The sequence below is a fragment of the Pseudomonas sp. FBCC-B545 genome, assembly GCF_059134095.1.
In genome coordinates this window covers 532,158-548,406 of the sequence record NZ_CP101441.1, presented here as the reverse complement: position 1 = coordinate 548,406, position 16,249 = coordinate 532,158, and the positions used below count along the sequence as shown (strand labels likewise).

Sequence of the window (16,249 nt, the reverse complement as noted above, 5' to 3'; positions counted from 1 at the left end):
TTAACGGCAGGCGCTCCCAATCCCTGAGTGCTGTACGCGGGTTTTTTAACCGGCCATAAAAAACCGCCGGCTCCCGAGGGAGGCGGCGGTTTTCAGAAGGCTGCCGGAAGGCTTAGTAAGCCAGGCCGAAGTCTTCTTCTTTCATGTCCATCAGGTTGCCGGCGCCCGACAGCATGGTTGCTACGTGGGTGCGGGTACGCGGCAGGATGCGCTGGAAGTAGAAGCGCGCGGTCTGCAACTTGGCAGTGTAGAACGCTTCTTCGGTGGTGCCGGCAGCCAACTTCTCGGCAGCCAGGCGTGCCATGTCGGCCCAGAAGTAAGCCAGGCACGCATAACCGGAATACATCAGGTAGTCCACCGAGGCGGCACCGACTTCTTCACGGTCTTTCATCGCGGCCATGCCGACCTTCATGGTCAACTCGCCCCATTCTTTGTTCAACGCCGCCAGCGGAGCAACGAACTCTTTGACAGCCTCGTTACCTTCGTTGGCCTGGCAGAACTTGTGCACGATCTTGGTGAAGCCCTTGAGCGCTTCGCCCTGAGTCATGAGCACTTTACGGCCGAGCAAGTCCAGTGCCTGGATGCCGGTAGTGCCTTCGTACAGCATCGAAATGCGGCTGTCGCGAACGTTCTGCTCCATGCCCCACTCGGCGATGAAGCCGTGGCCGCCGTAGATCTGCACGCCGTGGTTGGCCGATTCAAAACCGACTTCGGTCATGAACGCCTTGGCGATCGGAGTCATGAAAGCCAGCAAGCCGTCGGCCTGTTTCTTGGCTTCGTCGTCGGTGCCGTACTTGACGATGTCCACTTGCTTGGCGGTGAAGTACACCATCGCACGGTTGCCTTCGGCGAAGGCTTTCATGGTCAGCAGCATGCGGCGCACGTCAGGGTGCACGATGATCGGGTCGGCGGCTTTGTCCGGCGCTTTCGGGCCAGTCAGGGAGCGCATCTGCAAGCGATCACGGGCATATTTCAAGCCGCCCTGGAAGCCGATCTCGGCGTGGGACAGGCCCTGCAGCGCAGTCCCCAGGCGAGCGGTATTCATGAAGGTGAACATGCAGTTCAGGCCCTTGTTCGCCGGGCCGATCAGGAAACCGGTGGCCGCGTCGAAATTCATCACGCAGGTGGCGTTGCCGTGGATACCCATCTTGTGTTCCAGGGAGCCACAGGTCACCGCATTGCGCTCGCCCACTGAACCATCGGCGTTGGGCAGGAACTTGGGCACGATAAACAGCGAGATGCCTTTGGTGCCGGCAGGTGCGTCGGGCAGGCGGGCCAGCACGATGTGGATGATGTTGTCGGCCATGTCGTGTTCACCGGCCGAGATGAAGATCTTGGTGCCGGAGACTTTGTAGGAACCGTCGGCCTGAGGCTCGGCCTTGGTGCGCAACATGCCAAGGTCGGTGCCGCAGTGCGGCTCGGTCAGGCACATGGTGCCGGTCCACTCGCCCGACACCAGCTTGGTCAGGTAAGCCTCTTGCTGCTCAGGGGTGCCGTGCTCGGAAATGGTGTTCATCGCACCGTGGGACAGGCCCGGGTACATGCCCCACGACCAGTTGGCGGCACCCACCATTTCGCTGACCGCCAGGCCCAGGGATTCCGGCAGGCCTTGGCCGCCGTGCTCCACATCGTGGGCCAGGCTTGGCCAGCCGCCTTCGACGAATTGCTTGTAGGCTTCTTTGAAGCCGGTAGGGGTCTTAACGCCTGACTCACTCCAGGTACACCCTTCGATGTCGCCCACGCGGTTCAACGGTGCCAGTACTTGCTCACAGAACTTGGCGCCTTCTTCGAGGATGGCGTCAACCATGTCCGGGGTAGCGTCCTGGCACGCCGGCAGGCTCTGATAGTGCGCTTCATAACCGAGCAGTTCGTCACGAACGAAGCGAATATCACGCAAGGGGGCCTTGTAGTCAGGCATAGCGATAAACCTCTGCTGATGTATCTGGGATGAACAACCGCGTGGATTTGTTATGGCGGTCAAACAGGTGTTTGAAACATACGTTTACGACCCAGGGTTGTCAAGCATCGGCCAGATGCCGTTTGTCTTGATGCAGGTCATCGTCAGGCACGGCAAGGCCCGCGGCAAGACGCCACGCTAAATTGAGTGCAGAGAGTGATCAGGGCTAGGCAAGAGAAAAAGGTGGCAGGGGGCTTGCTCCCGATAGCGGAATGTCAGTCAGTACTTTTGTAACTGACCCAGCGCTATCGGGAGCAAGCCCCCTCCCACATTTTGAACTACGTACATGAAAGAGGATCAGGCGTAGGTGTCGATCAAGGTGCCAAGCATTTCATTCGAAGCCTTTGCGACTTTCGCCCCCAGCTCCACTTGAAACTTGCCCTGGGCCATTTCCACCATATTGCTCGCCGAATTGGATGGCTGGGCGCGGTCGCTGGCTTGCAGGCGATCACTTTGTGCACCCGATGGCTGGGTCGTCGCGGCGCTGGCAATCTTGCCGGCCGCCTGGTCGACACGGTTCTGCCCGGCCTGAATGCTGTTCAGTCCCGAATAAAACGCGCTGCTGCCAGAGATTTCCATGGCGTAAACCTGCCTTTAGAGAATCGTGAAGTTGGATTGAAGCAGACATCTTGGCAAAAGGCCCGTCAAAAACACTAATGGCACATTGCCTTAGTGATAGCCAAAATCAGTCAAGCAGGTCCAATTCAAGGTATTCGGCCACTGCAGCCGCCCCGGCGTGCTTGAGTTTCGGCACCCTTCCCAGGCAAGGCGCCGGCAAGCGCTCAGCCAGGGTGGCGAGGTTTTCTTCCAGACGAGAGGTCTTGGGGTCGATGATGTTCGCCACCCAACCCGCCAGCGGCAAGCCGTCCCGTGCGATGGCTTCGGCGGTGAGCAATGCATGGCTGATACAACCCAGGCGCACCCCAACCACCAGGATCACTGGCAGCTTGAGCGCCATGGCCAGGTCCGACAAGTTGGCCTGGTCAGCCAAGGGTACGCGCCACCCGCCCGCGCCCTCGATCAAGGTGAAATCCGCGCCACGGGCCAGGACTTGCTGCATCGGCTTGAGCAACGATTGCACCGTCAACGCGACACCTGCCTCGCGTGCGGCCAGATGAGGCGCGATAGCCGGCTCGAATGCTACCGGGTTGACCTCGGCATAGCTCAGCGGCACTGAACATTCGGCCAACAGCGCCAAGGCATCGGTGTTGCGCAACCCTTGGGCAGTCAGTTGGCAGCCCGACGCCACCGGTTTTCCGGCTGCGGTACTTTTACCTGCCAGCCTGGCGGCATGCAGCAGGCCAGCCGCGATAGTGGTCTTGCCCACATCGGTGTCGGTGCCGGTGATGAAATAAGCGGCGCTCATGCAGGTTTCTCCAATACGGCATACACCACTTGGTAGGTGGCAGGCAGGCCATGGGTCTGACGCAACTGCTCGTAAGCATCGACCAGTGCCACCATCCGTGCGCGGCCCGTCAACCCTCCCGGGCGGCCCGGGTTGAGGTTATGGGCGCCCAACGCCTTGAGTTCGTGGGTCAGGCTGCGCACATCCGGGTAATGCAGCACATGGGGCTGTCGCTCCAGGCTCATCACCCGCAAGCCACTGGTCGCACACAGTTGTTGATAAGCCTCGAAGGTGCGGAAGCGGTTAACGTGGACCAGGCCATCCGCCGCCCGCCAGCTTTCGCGCAGTTCATCCAGCGTGCCTGTGCACAGGCTCGCGAAGGCCAGCACACCGCCCGGTCGCAGTACGCGATGAGCTTCACTGAGTACTGCATCGAAATTTGCGCACCATTGCACCGCAAGGCTGGAAAAGAGCAATTCGATGCTGTCAGCCTTAAGCGGCAAGCGTTCCGCATCACCGGCAATGAAGTGCTGCGCACCGCCCAAAGGCCGCGCATGGTTGAGCATGCCTTCGGCGATATCCAGCGCGATGCCTTCGCTTGCAGGCAAACGCTCACCCAGTACCCGGCTGAAGTAGCCCGTGCCGCAGCCCATATCCAGCCAGCATTGTGGCGAAAGGTTGGGCGGCAAACGGCTGAGCAATTCATGCCCCACCGCCCGCTGCAACTCGGCCACGCTGTCGTAGCTGGCCGCTGCACGGGAAAACGAGGCCGCGACCTGGCGCTTGTCCGGCAAGGCGCCCGGCAGGCAAGGATGGGATAAATCAGTCATCAACACACTCATGCAAAAAAGCCTGGATGGCCCCCGCTACACCGTGGGGGTCTTCCAGGAGAAACGCGTGACCGGCCTGTTCAATCAGGCCGACTTCTACATCGGGGAGCAAGGCCAGCAGATCACTGGCGGCTTCGGCAGGCACCAGCCCATCCAAGCCGGCAAACAAATGCAACTGCGGCCCGCGAAATGCCTGCAAGGCGGCTCGGGTATCCAGTTGGGCCAGCAGTTCCAGGCCAGGCATCAAGACACTGGGGGGTGTATTCGGCGCACCGCTGACCAGCAGCCGCGACAGTCCGCGGGGGTCTGCGGCGCCCTTGGCGCACAGCAGGCCGAAGCGCTTGAGGGTGACCTGGGAGTCGGCATGGCAGCCCGCCAGGAATGCATCAAAGGACTCGGCCGGCATCCCGTGGGGCCAGCTGTCATGGGCGACGAAACACGGATTGCTCGCCAGGGTCAGCAAACCGCAGCAACGCTCGCCGCGCCGCGCCGCCAGCTCTGAAGCGAGCACGCCGCCGAGGGACCAACCACCGAGCCAGACGTTGTCCGGCAGCGTCGCATCGAGCTCGTCGAGCCATTCACCCACATCACTGGAATCCAGCACCGGCAAAGGCTCGATCTGTACCCGCAGATGCTCGTTCAGGCCGTGCAGTGCAGCGGCCAGCGGCTCCAGCGGTGACACACCGAGCCCCCAGCCGGGCAGCAATATCAGTCGATTACGCATGGTCGGGCTCCGAGGCGCCTAACAAGCGGAAACACTCTTCCAACCCGTTCAACAATAGCTGCACCTGCGCCTCGCTGTGGGCCGCCGTTAATGTCACCCGTAAACGGGCGGTGCCGGCGGGCACCGTAGGCGGGCGGATCGCAGTGACCATCAGGCCACGCTCGCGCAGCATTTGCGACAGGCGCAACGCCCGGGCGCTGTCGCCAATCAGGATCGGCTGGATCGGCGTAAAGCTGTCCATCAACGCCAGGCCCATCTGCTCGGCGCCCTGGCGGAACTGGCGGATCAACCCGTTGAGGTGCTCGCGGCGCCAATGTTCATGGCGCAACAGTTCCAGGCTTTTCAGGGTGGCGCAAGCCAGTGCCGGGGGTTGGCTGGTGGTGTAGATATACGGGCGGGCAAACTGGATCAGGCTTTCGATCAACTCATCGCTGCCAGCCACAAATGCCCCGGCGGTGCCGAAGGCTTTGCCCAAGGTGCCCACCAGCACCGGCACGTCCTCCTGGCTCAAGCCGAAATGCTCGACGATGCCACCGCCCTGGGCGCCCAACGGACCGAAGCCATGGGCGTCATCCACCATCAGCCAGGCACCTCTGGCCTTGGCTTCACGGGCCAGTGCGGGGAGGTTGGCCAGGTCGCCGTCCATGCTGAACACGCCATCAGTGACCACCAGCGTATTGCCGCTGGCCTTCTCCAGGCGCTTGGCCAGGCTGTCGGCGTCGTTATGCAGGTAGCGATTGAAACGCGCCCCTGACAGCAAGCCGGCATCCAGCAATGACGCGTGGTTGAGGCGATCTTGCAGCACCGTATCGCCCTGCCCCACCAATGCCGTGACCGCGCCGAGGTTGGCCATGTAGCCGGTAGTGAACAGCAGTGCACGCGGGCGCCCGGTCAAATCAGCCAGGGCTTCTTCCAACTCATGGTGCGGCGTGGCGTGGCCCGCCACCAGATGCGAAGCGCCACCGCCCACGCCCCAACGGGCCGCTCCGGCGCGCCAGGCCTGGATCACCTGCGGGTGATTGGCCAGGCCCAGGTAATCGTTATTGCAGAACGCCAACAATGGCTGGCCATCCACCACCACTTCGGGCCCTTGAGGGCTCTGCAGCAGCGGGCGTTGACGGTACAGATGTTCGGCACGGCGGGCAGCGAGGCGCGCGGCGAGATCAAAAGACATGCTGGCCTCGATTTGGCGGGTTCAACTGGATCAAATAATGTGGGAGAGGGCTTTCTCCCTCCCACATTGGGATCCCATTCAATCAGACGACAGCGTTGTAGAACTGCTCGCTGCTCTTTTGCTCCACCAGCGCCTGCTCGATCGCCGCCTGGTGCACTTCATCGGCGTGCTCTTCGCGAGCTTCAGGCAGGATGCCCAGGCGTGCAAACAGTTGCATGTCCTTGTCGGCCTGCGGGTTGGCGGTGGTCAGCAGTTTGTCGCCGTAGAAGATCGAGTTGGCGCCGGCAAAGAACGCCAGGGCCTGCATCTGCTCGTTCATGGCCTCGCGGCCGGCGGACAGGCGCACGTGGGATTTCGGCATGAGGATGCGTGCCACCGCCAGCATGCGGATGAAATCAAAGGGGTCGATGTCGTCGGCGTTCTCCAACGGCGTGCCGGCAACCTTCACCAGCATGTTGATCGGCACCGATTCCGGGTGCTCGGGCAGGTTGGCCAACTGGATCAGCAGGTTGGCGCGGTCGTCAAGGGACTCGCCCATGCCGAGGATGCCGCCCGAGCAGATCTTCATCCCCGAATCACGCACATAAGCCAGGGTTTGCAGGCGCTCGCCGTAGGTGCGGGTGGTGATGATCGAGCCGTAGAACTCCGGCGAGGTATCGAGGTTGTGGTTGTAGTAATCCAGGCCGGCCTGGGCCAGGGCTTCAGTCTGGTCCTGGTCGAGGCGCCCGAGGGTCATGCAGGTTTCCAGGCCCATGGCCTTCACGCCTTTGACCATCTCCAACACGTAGGGCATGTCCTTGGCCGACGGGTGTTTCCACGCCGCGCCCATGCAGAAACGCGTCGAGCCGATGGCCTTGGCGCGGGCAGCCTCTTCGAGGACCTTTTGCACTTCCATCAGCTTTTCTTTTTCCAGGCCGGTGTTGTAGTGGCCCGACTGCGGACAATATTTGCAATCTTCCGGGCAGGCGCCGGTCTTGATCGACAGCAAGGTCGATACCTGCACGCGGTTGGCGTCGAAATGCGCGCGGTGCACGGTCTGCGCCTGGAACAACAGGTCATTGAATGGCTGCACGAACAGGGCTTTGACTTCGGCTAAGGACCAATCGTGACGCAGGGTGGCAGAGGTGCTGGCGCTCATGGGCGATTCCTTGATTATGCTTTGGCAAGCGCTGCGGGAAGGGTAATACCCACAGGCACGACACGGATGCCGGCATATTTAAGGAAGAATCATGCACTGTCAACCTGACCACAAACTCCAAGTTTACATGTGGTCAAAAAACATACAATCCTGCCTGATTTGCGATGAAAGCACTCAGTCAGCCGAACATATATGCAACGTCTGCGAAACAGACCTGCCTTGGCTAATGGAGCAGTGTGAACGCTGCGCCCTGCCCTTGCCGATGGATGGCTTGATTTGCGGGCAGTGCCAAAGGCATTCACCCGCTTTCAAGCAGGTCGTCGCGCCTTGGACCTATAGCTTTCCCATCGACGCCCTCATCAGCCGCTTCAAGCACCAGGGCCGTTGGCCACTGGGGCACATGCTGGCACGCCTGCTGGGGCAACACCTGCAACACCGCTTCGACAACGCTGAACTCGACCGACCCGACGGCCTGCTGCCGGTGCCCATGGCCCGCAGACGCCTGCGCGAGCGCGGCTTTAACCAAGCGTTGATGGTGGCCCGCTGGCTCAGTAAAGCCCTCGAGATTCCCTATCATGAACATGCGTTATTACGCCCTTATGAAACCGTCGCGCAGCAAGACCTGGATGCCAAGGCCCGCAAATGCAACCTGCTCAACGCTTTTGCCCTGGCACCCGACGCCCACGTAGCAGGGCAACATCTGGCGTTGGTAGACGACGTACTCACCACCGGCGCCACGGCCCACAGCCTGGCGCGGCTGTTGATAGGTGCCGGCGCACGCCAAGTCGACGTCTATTGCCTGGCACGTACACCAAGGTCCAGCGTCTGACTTGACTCCCCTGCGCCAGGACGGCAACGTCCGCTCATCTCATCCAGACGTATGCCCATGTCCCTGCCCAACCCCCTCAACCAGCACATCATCCGTCGGCCCCAGCGCATTGCCTTGCTGGGGCATATCGCCGAGCAGGGTTCCATCACCCGTGCGGCCAAAAGCGCCGGGTTGAGTTACAAGGCTGCTTGGGACGCCATCGACGAACTGAACAACCTGGCGCAAAAACCGCTGGTTGAACGCAGCGTCGGCGGCAAGGGTGGTGGCGGCGCCAAGCTGACGCAAGAAGGTGAACGGGTGTTGCGCCTCTATCAGCGCCTGCAAGTGTTGCAGGCCGAAGTACTCGGCTCGGACGAAGCGGCCAGCGACTTCAACCTGCTGGGCCGCTTGATGCTGCGCACCAGTGCGCGCAACCAATTGCACGGCCAGGTCAGCGCCATCGACAGCCATGGCCGCAATGACATGATTGGCCTGCAGTTGGCCGGCGGTCTGCATCTGGACGCACAGATCACCCACGACAGCACCCAACGACTGGAACTGCAGGTCGGCGTGGAGGTGGTCGCCCTGATCAAGGCCGGGTGGCTCGAATTGCTTGCGATCGGGCAGCCTGAAACACCTGGACACAATTGCATGGGCGGTGTGATCGAGATGATTCTCGACGCCGAAGATGGCCCCAGTGAGGTGCGTGTCGCCCTGCCCAACGGCCAGGTGCTATGCGCGCTGGCACCGCCCGCTGCACTCCAGGCCCTTGACGCTGCCGAGGGCCAACCGATCCGCGTGCAATTCGCCCCCAGCAATGTGTTGCTTGGCACGCCGGTATAGCGGGCCAAAGTCTTCGAACTGCAACAATTTGGTCACAAGCGCTGCTTAAGGTGTCTGCAAAAACCGCAGGGAGCCTGAGATGAGCCTATTAGAAGAAAACCAAGCCACCGACCTTGAACAGATGGTCGGCCTCACACGTCGCCGCTTTATTGGCGCAGGCGCCCTGTGCGGCGCGGCGATGTTCCTGGGTGGCAACCTGCTGAGCCGCAGCGCCCTGGCCGTGAACGCCGCCTCCGCCAGCCCATTGCTGGGCTTCACCAGCATTGCCGCTGCCACCAGCGACACCATCACCCTGCCTCCGGGCTACAGCGCTTCGGTGCTGATCAGTTGGGGCCAGCCATTGCACAAGAACGCGCCGGCTTTCGACCCGTCCGGCAATGGTACGGCCAAGGCGCAGGAACAACAGTTCGGCGACCACAACGACGGCATGAGCCTGTTTCCCTTCCCGGGCGACAACGGCCGCGCGCTGATGGCGATCAACAACGAGTACACCAACTATCGATACCTCTTCGCCCACGGCGGTGCACCGCAGTCAGCTGAAGAGGTACGCAAGGCCCTGGCCAGCGAAGGCGTGTCGGTCATCGAAGTGCGGCGCAAGGGCGACACCTGGCAGTTCGTCCAGGACTCGCGCTACAACCGGCGCATCCACGGCAACACACCGATCCGTTTGAGCGGCCCCGCCGCCGGCCATGACTGGCTGAAAACCCGCGCCGACAAAAGCGGCAAGCAAGTCCTCGGCACATTCCAGAACTGCGCCAACGGCAAGACCCCCTGGGGCACCTACCTGACCTGCGAAGAAAACTTCACCGACTGTTTCGGCAGCAGCAACCCGCAGCAAGCTTTCGACGCCGGGCAGAAGCGCTACGGCGTGGTAGCCGCCAGCAAAGACATCAACTGGCACCCGCACGACCCACGTTTCGACATGGCCAAGAACCCCAATGAACTCAATCGCCATGGCTGGGTGGTGGAAATCGACCCATTCGATCCGCAATCCACTCCGGTCAAGCGCACGGCACTGGGTCGCTTCAAGCACGAAAACGCCGCCCTCGCCGAGACCCGCGACGGCCGCGCCGTGGTGTACATGGGCGACGATGAGCGCGGTGAGTTCATCTACAAATTCGTCAGCCGCGATCAGATCAACCACGACAATCCGAAAGCCAATAAAGACCTGCTCGATCACGGCACCTTGTACGTGGCCATCTTCGACGCAGGCGACGGCGATGCCGATCATCCCAAGGGCAAAGGCCAATGGGTTGAACTCACCCATGGCAAAAACGGCATCGACGCCGGCAGCGGTTTCGCCAACCAGGCCGAGGTGCTGATCCATGCGCGCCTGGCCGCCAGCGTAGTGAAAGCCACGCGCATGGACCGCCCGGAATGGATCGTGGTCAGCCCCACCGACGGCCAGGTCTATTGCACCCTGACCAACAACGCCAAGCGTGGCGAAGACGGCCAGCCGGTGGGCGGGCCCAACCCACGGGAGAAAAACGTCTACGGCCAGATCCTGCGTTGGAGGGCCGACGCCGATAACCACGGCGCCACGGACTTCACCTGGGACCTGTTCGTGGTGGCCGGCAACCCTGGCGTGCACGCCGGTACGCCGAGGGGCGGTTCATCCAATATCAACCCCCAGAACATGTTCAATAGCCCCGACGGTCTGGGTTTCGACAAAGCTGGGCGCCTGTGGATCCTGACCGATGGCGACTACAGCAATGCCGGCGACTTCGCGGGCATGGGCAATAACCAGATGCTGTGTGCCGACCCGAGCACCGGGGAAATCCGCCGTTTCATGGTTGGGCCGGTGGCGTGTGAGGTGACAGGAATCAGCTTTGCGCCGGATCAGAAAACCTTGTTTGTGGGGATTCAGCATCCGGGTGAAACCGGTGGTTCGACCTGGCCGGAGCATTTGCCAAATGGCAAGCCGCGTTCGTCGGTGGTGGCGATTCGGCGCGATGATGGTGGGGTTGTCGGCGCCTGACAGGGCCTCATCGGGGGCAAGCCCCCTCCCACAATTCTGAATTGCGAATACATTCAAGTGTGTGAGGGGGCTTGCCCCCGATTGCAATAGCACAGCCACCACCTATCCCAGCCCCGGTGCGTTACCATACCCGGCCCGACGCGGCGCCCTGCTGCGCGCAGGAGTTCGCATGGCCCACCCGTTTGAAACCCTCACCCCTGACTTGGTCCTCGACGCCGTTGAAAGCATCGGTTTCCTCAGCGACGCACGCGTATTGGCGCTCAACAGCTACGAAAACCGCGTGTACCAAGTGGGTATCGAAGACGCCGAGCCGCTGATCGCCAAGTTCTACCGGCCCCAGCGCTGGACCAACGAGGCAATCCTTGAAGAACACCGCTTTACCTTCGAACTGGCCGAATGCGAAGTACCGGTAGTAGCGCCGCTGATTCACAACGGCGAAAGCCTGTTCGAACACGCAGGTTTCCGCTTCACCCTGTTCCCGCGCCGTGGCGGCCGGGCGCCTGAGCCAGGCAATCTTGATCAGCTCTATCGCCTCGGGCAATTGCTGGGCCGTTTGCACGCAGTGGGTTCCACCCGCCCGTTCGAACACCGTGAAGCTCTGGGTGTGAAGAACTTTGGTCACGATTCCCTCAACACCTTGCTCGAAGGCAACTTCATTCCCAAAAGCCTGTTGCCGGCCTATGAATCCGTGGCCCGCGACCTGCTCAAGCGTGTGGAAGAGGTTTATAAAGCCACGCCGCACAAGAACATCCGCATGCACGGCGATTGCCACCCCGGCAACATGATGTGCCGCGACGAGATGTTCCATATCGTCGACCTGGACGATTGCCGCATGGGCCCGGCGGTGCAAGACCTGTGGATGATGCTCGCCGGCGACCGCCAGGAATGCCTGGGCCAGCTGTCGGAACTGATGGATGGCTACCAGGAATTCCACGATTTCGACCCGCGCGAACTGGCCCTGATCGAACCCCTGCGCGCTCTGCGCCTGATGCACTACAGCGCCTGGCTGGCACGCCGCTGGGATGACCCGGCGTTCCCCCACAGCTTCCCGTGGTTCGGCAGCGAGCGGTATTGGGGCGACCAGGTGCTGGCGTTGCGTGAGCAGCTATCGGCCCTCAATGAAGAACCCCTCAAACTCTTCTAACCGCTTTTGCTTTTAATGTGGGAGGGGGCTTGCTCCCGATAGCGGATTATCAGGTGGCATATTTCTCAACTGACAGTCCGTATCGGGAGCAAGCCCCCTCCCACATAAAGCAAAGCGGGCCCCACTGCTGCACAAATATCCTTACAATCGCGCTTTGTTAGCTGCCTAAGCAAGGATTCTGCAATGCAAGCCGCCAACCCTCGCAAGGGGTACATCCTGGGCCTGAGTGCCTACGTCATCTGGGGTCTGTTCCCGCTTTACTTCAAAGCCATTGCCAGCGTACCCGCCGCCGAGATCATCGTGCACCGTGTGCTGTGGTCAGCGCTGTTCGGCGGTTTGCTGCTGATGGTGTGGAAACATCCCGGCTGGTTCCGCGAGTTGCGCGACAACCCCAAGCGCCTGGCGATCCTGGCCCTCAGCGGTTCGTTGATTGCGGCTAACTGGCTGACCTACGTATGGTCGGTGAACAGCGGGCGTATGCTCGAGGCCAGCCTGGGTTACTACATCAACCCGCTGGTGAATGTACTGCTGGGCATGCTGATCCTCGGTGAACGCTTGCGTCGCCTGCAATGGATAGCAGTGGGCCTGGCGGCGGTGGGCGTGGCGCAACAGGTCTGGCAGGTTGGCAGCTTGCCGTGGGTGTCGCTGGTGCTGGCGTTGACCTTCGGTTTCTATGGCTTGATACGCAAGCAGGCGCCGGTCAAGGCACTACCAGGGCTGGTGGTGGAGACCTGGATGCTGGTGCCTATTGCCGTGGCGTGGTTGCTGTTCAATCCGTCGGCCCACAGTGCGCAACTGGAATTCTGGAGTACCTCCGAAGCCTGGTGGCTGGTGGCCGCAGGCCCGGTCACGCTGATCCCGCTGGTGTGCTTCAACGCCGCCGCTCGGCATTTGCCCTATACCGCACTGGGCTTTTTACAATACGTCGCGCCGACCCTGGTGCTGCTGGAAGCCGTATTGCTGTTCGGCGAACACTTGGCGCCGGCCACACTGATGGCATTCGCCTTTATCTGGGCCGGCCTGGTGGTGTACAGCCTGGATGCCTGGCTGAGCGTGCGCAAACGCTGATCAAATAACGTACAAACCTCCGCAAGCCACGGACTTCGTGGCTTGCAGCGTTTCACCCCAAGGTTATCCACAACCTGATCCCCGCCATGTGTGCACAAGTCCTTGAAACTGCTCGTTTTTTGCTCAACTGACGGAGATGCACGGCCGGCGTGGGCTGGCGTCGGATCTCTACAGGTTATCCACAGCCCCATGCAAGTTTTCCATGCATAACCCTGTGTATCGTTATTCCTCCTGACGCAACTCCACCATCAAGTCATCGGCCAAGGTTTCCAGCGATGCTTGCAAAGTCTCCAGCGACAGGCTCGCTGGCACCTGCAACAACGCCTCGGCGTTAAACAGCGGATCGCCGCTCATGGGCGCCGGGCGCACATCGGTACTCAGGCGTTCCAGATTGACACTCTGCTGACTCAACAGCGCGGTGATCTCGCGCACGATGCCCGAGCGGTCATTGCCCACCAAGGTCATCAGGATTGGCTTGGACGCCGCCGCCTGCCCGCTGCTGCCCTCACCCACCAGCACGCGAATACCGTGTGTGGATAAGTCCTCCAACGCCGCGGCCAACGCTTGGCGTTGCTCGGCCGGCACGCTGACTCGCAGGATCCCGGCAAACTGCCCCGCCATATGAGCCATGCGGCTTTCCAGCCAGTTACCGCCGTGGGCGGCAATGGTCTGGGCGATGCGTTCCACCAGTCCGGGTTTGTCGGCAGCGATAATTGTGAGTACAAGATGGTCCATGGCAACGCCCTCTGGAATTCAATCTACAAGGTGGACCCGGGAGCCCTCGAAAACAAATCGTGTACCATTTTTAGATTTATCTGGAACAATCTAATAGTTTTTTGAGAACATCTGGTTCTCCGCTGTGACCGTACGACCAAAGTGGGTCGCTAAACGACGTATTTAGTCTAATTTTCACAACCGCAAATCATCATGTAGTATGCCCAACCGTGCACTACATAATGAAAATCTGAAAAAGCGCATAAGCTCCGCAGAGTGAGGCAAGCAATGACTGAACACGTTCAAGTCGGTGGCCTGCAGGTCGCCAAAGTCCTGTTCGACTTCGTGAACAACGAAGCCATTCCCGGTACCGGCATCACTGCCGACCAGTTCTGGGCCGGTGCCGACAAGGTTATCCACGACCTGGCACCGAAGAACAAAGCCCTACTCGCCAAACGCGACGATTTCCAGGCGCGGATCGATACCTGGCACCAGACCCACGCGGGCCAGGCGCATGACCCGGTGGCCTACAAAGCCTTCCTGCAAGACATCGGATACCTGCTGCCAGAAGCCGCAGACTTCCAGGCCTCGACCCAAAACGTCGACGACGAAATCGCGCACATGGCCGGCCCCCAGCTGGTAGTGCCGGTGATGAATGCCCGCTTCGCCCTTAACGCTTCGAATGCGCGCTGGGGTTCGCTGTACGACGCCTTGTATGGCACCGACGCCATCAGCGAAGCCGATGGCGCCGAGAAGGGCAAGAGCTACAACAAAGTGCGTGGCGACAAGGTCATCGCCTTCGCCCGTGCGTTCCTCGACGAAGCCGCGCCGCTCAGCGCCGGCAGCCACGTTGACTCCACCGGCTACAAGATCGTCGATGGCAAGCTGATCGTCAGCCTCAAGGGCGGCAGTAACAGCGGCCTGCGCGACGATGCGCAATTGATCGGCTTCCAGGGCCCGGCGGCCGAGCCGATTGCGATCCTGCTCAAGCACAACGGCCTGCACTTCGAGATCCAGATCGACGCCAGCACCCCAGTCGGCCAGACCGACGCGGCCGGCGTCAAAGACGTGCTGATGGAAGCCGCGCTGACCACCATCATGGACTGCGAAGACTCCGTCGCCGCCGTGGATGCCGATGACAAGGTGGTGATCTACCGCAACTGGCTCGGCCTGATGAAGGGCGACCTGGCCGAAGAAGTCGCCAAGGGCGGCAAGACCTTCACCCGCACCATGAACCCTGATCGCGTGTACACCGGGGTGGATGGCCAGGACGTGACCCTGCACGGCCGTTCGCTGCTGTTCGTGCGCAACGTTGGCCACTTGATGACCATCGACGCGATCCTCGACAAAGACGGCCACGAAGTGCCGGAAGGCATTCTCGACGGCCTGCTCACCAGCCTGGCGGCGATCCACAGCCTCAATGGCAACAACACGCGCAAGAACAGCCGTACCGGCTCGGTGTACATCGTCAAGCCGAAGATGCACGGCCCGGAAGAAGCCGCGTTCACCAACGAGCTGTTCGGTCGCATCGAAGACGTGCTGAACCTGCCACGCAACACCCTCAAAGTCGGGATCATGGACGAGGAGCGCCGCACCACGGTCAACCTCAAGGCCTGTATCAAGGCGGCCAGCGAGCGCGTGGTGTTTATCAACACCGGCTTCCTCGACCGCACCGGCGATGAAATCCACACCTCCATGGAAGCCGGCGCGATGGTGCGCAAGGCAGCCATGAAGGCAGAGAAGTGGATCGGCGCCTATGAGAACTGGAACGTCGATATCGGCTTGAGCACGGGCCTGCAAGGTCGTGCACAGATTGGTAAAGGCATGTGGGCGATGCCCGACCTCATGGCAGCGATGCTCGAACAGAAAATCGCCCACCCACTGGCCGGCGCCAACACCGCCTGGGTGCCGTCACCAACCGCCGCGGCGCTGCATGCGCTGCACTATCACAAGGTCGATGTGTTCGCCCGTCAGGCCGAACTGGCCAAGCGCGAACGTGCGTCGGTGGACGACATCCTCACCATTCCGCTGGCCAGCAACACGGATTGGTCTGAAGAGGAGATCCGCAACGAACTGGACAACAATGCCCAAGGCATCCTTGGCTATGTGGTCCGTTGGATCGACCAGGGCGTTGGCTGTTCGAAAGTGCCGGATATCAACGACATCGGGCTGATGGAAGACCGTGCCACCCTGCGTATCTCCAGCCAGCACATCGCCAACTGGTTGCGTCACGGCATTGTCAATGAAGCCCAGGTGATGGAAAGCCTCAAGCGCATGGCGCCGGTGGTGGACCGCCAGAATGCCGGTGATGCGTTGTACCGCCCACTGGCTCCGGATTTCGACAGCAACATCGCGTTCCAGGCGGCGGTGGAGTTGGTGATTGAGGGGACCAAGCAGCCTAATGGGTATACCGAGCCGGTGTTGCACCGCAGGCGTCGGGAGTTCAAGGCCAAGAATGGGCGTTGAGTAAACGCTGAAAGGAAGAAAGCCCTGTTCGTGAGATCAGGGCTTTGTTCTTATTAGGAG

At 61.2% G+C, this 16,249-nt stretch carries 15 protein-coding genes; 7 read left to right on the top strand and 8 right to left on the bottom strand.

What is annotated here, in order from left to right:
- Positions 1 to 112: 112 nt before the first annotated feature.
- A complete protein-coding gene (locus tag NMB39_RS02525; protein WP_464006650.1) occupies positions 113 to 1,918 on the bottom strand; it encodes a phenylacyl-CoA dehydrogenase in 1,806 nt (601 codons plus the stop codon).
- A gap of 52 nt (positions 1,919 to 1,970) precedes the next feature.
- On the opposite strand from NMB39_RS02525, the gene NMB39_RS02520 reads away from it, so the two are divergent.
- Entirely contained in the window at positions 1,971 to 2,099 is a 129-nt protein-coding gene (locus tag NMB39_RS02520; RefSeq protein WP_269819877.1) for a hypothetical protein, read from the top strand.
- A 155-nt stretch (positions 2,100 to 2,254) separates the two neighbouring features.
- Here NMB39_RS02520 and NMB39_RS02515 read toward each other — a convergent pair whose 3' ends face one another.
- The 6 genes from NMB39_RS02515 to bioB all read right to left on the bottom strand — a co-directional run bounded on the left by NMB39_RS02515 (position 2,255) and on the right by bioB (position 7,168).
- Complete coding sequence (locus tag NMB39_RS02515; protein ID WP_046069815.1) at positions 2,255 to 2,536, bottom strand: hypothetical protein; 282 nt, start codon at positions 2,534 to 2,536, stop codon at positions 2,255 to 2,257.
- A gap of 106 nt (positions 2,537 to 2,642) precedes the next feature.
- On the bottom strand, positions 2,643 to 3,323 hold the full coding sequence (gene bioD / locus NMB39_RS02510; protein WP_057022930.1) for a dethiobiotin synthase: 681 nt from the start codon (positions 3,321 to 3,323) through the stop codon (positions 2,643 to 2,645).
- On the bottom strand, positions 3,320 to 4,132 hold the full coding sequence (gene bioC, locus NMB39_RS02505; protein ID WP_367235725.1) for a malonyl-ACP O-methyltransferase BioC: 813 nt from the start codon (positions 4,130 to 4,132) through the stop codon (positions 3,320 to 3,322). Before bioC ends, bioD begins: the two co-directional genes overlap by 4 nt.
- Positions 4,125 to 4,856, bottom strand: coding sequence for an alpha/beta fold hydrolase (locus tag NMB39_RS02500; protein ID WP_494339643.1), 732 nt, complete (start codon positions 4,854 to 4,856; stop codon positions 4,125 to 4,127). Before NMB39_RS02500 ends, bioC begins: the two co-directional genes overlap by 8 nt.
- Complete coding sequence (gene bioF, locus NMB39_RS02495; protein WP_494339644.1) at positions 4,849 to 6,030, bottom strand: 8-amino-7-oxononanoate synthase; 1,182 nt, start codon at positions 6,028 to 6,030, stop codon at positions 4,849 to 4,851. The genes NMB39_RS02500 and bioF overlap by 8 nt, the downstream gene beginning before the upstream one ends.
- A gap of 82 nt (positions 6,031 to 6,112) precedes the next feature.
- Complete coding sequence (bioB, locus tag NMB39_RS02490; protein WP_043049742.1) at positions 6,113 to 7,168, bottom strand: biotin synthase BioB; 1,056 nt, start codon at positions 7,166 to 7,168, stop codon at positions 6,113 to 6,115.
- 91 nt (positions 7,169 to 7,259) lie between these two features.
- On the opposite strand from bioB, the gene NMB39_RS02485 reads away from it, so the two are divergent.
- The 5 genes from NMB39_RS02485 (at position 7,260) to rarD (ending at position 13,009) form a co-directional block, all read left to right on the top strand.
- Complete coding sequence (locus NMB39_RS02485; RefSeq protein ID WP_494339645.1) at positions 7,260 to 7,997, top strand: ComFC family protein; 738 nt, start codon at positions 7,260 to 7,262, stop codon at positions 7,995 to 7,997.
- 57 nt (positions 7,998 to 8,054) lie between these two features.
- Positions 8,055 to 8,819: a TOBE domain-containing protein gene (locus NMB39_RS02480; protein ID WP_057022970.1), complete on the top strand. Its 765-nt coding sequence runs from the start codon at positions 8,055 to 8,057 to the stop codon at positions 8,817 to 8,819.
- Between the two features lie 79 nt (positions 8,820 to 8,898).
- Complete coding sequence (locus NMB39_RS02475; protein ID WP_057022925.1) at positions 8,899 to 10,797, top strand: PhoX family protein; 1,899 nt, start codon at positions 8,899 to 8,901, stop codon at positions 10,795 to 10,797.
- A gap of 169 nt (positions 10,798 to 10,966) precedes the next feature.
- Entirely contained in the window at positions 10,967 to 11,941 is a 975-nt protein-coding gene (locus tag NMB39_RS02470) for a serine/threonine protein kinase (RefSeq protein WP_034116112.1), read from the top strand.
- Positions 11,942 to 12,124: 183 nt separating this feature from the next.
- On the top strand, positions 12,125 to 13,009 hold the full coding sequence (gene rarD / locus NMB39_RS02465; RefSeq protein ID WP_046069823.1) for an EamA family transporter RarD: 885 nt from the start codon (positions 12,125 to 12,127) through the stop codon (positions 13,007 to 13,009).
- 222 nt (positions 13,010 to 13,231) lie between these two features.
- Here the strand turns inward: rarD and NMB39_RS02460 are convergent, their stop codons facing one another.
- Positions 13,232 to 13,744 (bottom strand): glycine cleavage system transcriptional repressor, encoded by a 513-nt coding sequence (locus NMB39_RS02460; protein ID WP_306956565.1) that lies wholly within the window; start codon positions 13,742 to 13,744, stop codon positions 13,232 to 13,234.
- A gap of 267 nt (positions 13,745 to 14,011) precedes the next feature.
- Here NMB39_RS02460 and NMB39_RS02455 point away from each other — a divergent pair, with 267 nt between their 5' ends.
- Positions 14,012 to 16,189, top strand: coding sequence for a malate synthase G (locus tag NMB39_RS02455; protein ID WP_274356601.1), 2,178 nt, complete (start codon positions 14,012 to 14,014; stop codon positions 16,187 to 16,189).
- Positions 16,190 to 16,249: the final 60 nt, after the last annotated feature.

Coding starts and splice junctions, on each gene's coding strand:
- NMB39_RS02460 (WP_306956565.1), bottom strand. CDS start 13,744: ATGGACCATCTTGTACTCACAATTATCGCTGCCGACAAACCCGGACTG.
- NMB39_RS02480 (WP_057022970.1), top strand. CDS start 8,055: ATGTCCCTGCCCAACCCCCTCAACCAGCACATCATCCGTCGGCCCCAG.
- bioF (WP_494339644.1), bottom strand. CDS start 6,030: ATGTCTTTTGATCTCGCCGCGCGCCTCGCTGCCCGCCGTGCCGAACAT.
- NMB39_RS02500 (WP_494339643.1), bottom strand. CDS start 4,856: ATGCGTAATCGACTGATATTGCTGCCCGGCTGGGGGCTCGGTGTGTCA.
- NMB39_RS02525 (WP_464006650.1), bottom strand. CDS start 1,918: ATGCCTGACTACAAGGCCCCCTTGCGTGATATTCGCTTCGTTCGTGAC.
- bioC (WP_367235725.1), bottom strand. CDS start 4,132: ATGACTGATTTATCCCATCCTTGCCTGCCGGGCGCCTTGCCGGACAAG.
- bioD (WP_057022930.1), bottom strand. CDS start 3,323: ATGAGCGCCGCTTATTTCATCACCGGCACCGACACCGATGTGGGCAAG.
- NMB39_RS02485 (WP_494339645.1), top strand. CDS start 7,260: ATGCACTGTCAACCTGACCACAAACTCCAAGTTTACATGTGGTCAAAA.
- NMB39_RS02515 (WP_046069815.1), bottom strand. CDS start 2,536: ATGGAAATCTCTGGCAGCAGCGCGTTTTATTCGGGACTGAACAGCATT.
- NMB39_RS02475 (WP_057022925.1), top strand. CDS start 8,899: ATGAGCCTATTAGAAGAAAACCAAGCCACCGACCTTGAACAGATGGTC.
- bioB (WP_043049742.1), bottom strand. CDS start 7,168: ATGAGCGCCAGCACCTCTGCCACCCTGCGTCACGATTGGTCCTTAGCC.
- NMB39_RS02470 (WP_034116112.1), top strand. CDS start 10,967: ATGGCCCACCCGTTTGAAACCCTCACCCCTGACTTGGTCCTCGACGCC.
- NMB39_RS02520 (WP_269819877.1), top strand. CDS start 1,971: ATGGCGGTCAAACAGGTGTTTGAAACATACGTTTACGACCCAGGGTTG.
- NMB39_RS02455 (WP_274356601.1), top strand. CDS start 14,012: ATGACTGAACACGTTCAAGTCGGTGGCCTGCAGGTCGCCAAAGTCCTG.
- rarD (WP_046069823.1), top strand. CDS start 12,125: ATGCAAGCCGCCAACCCTCGCAAGGGGTACATCCTGGGCCTGAGTGCC.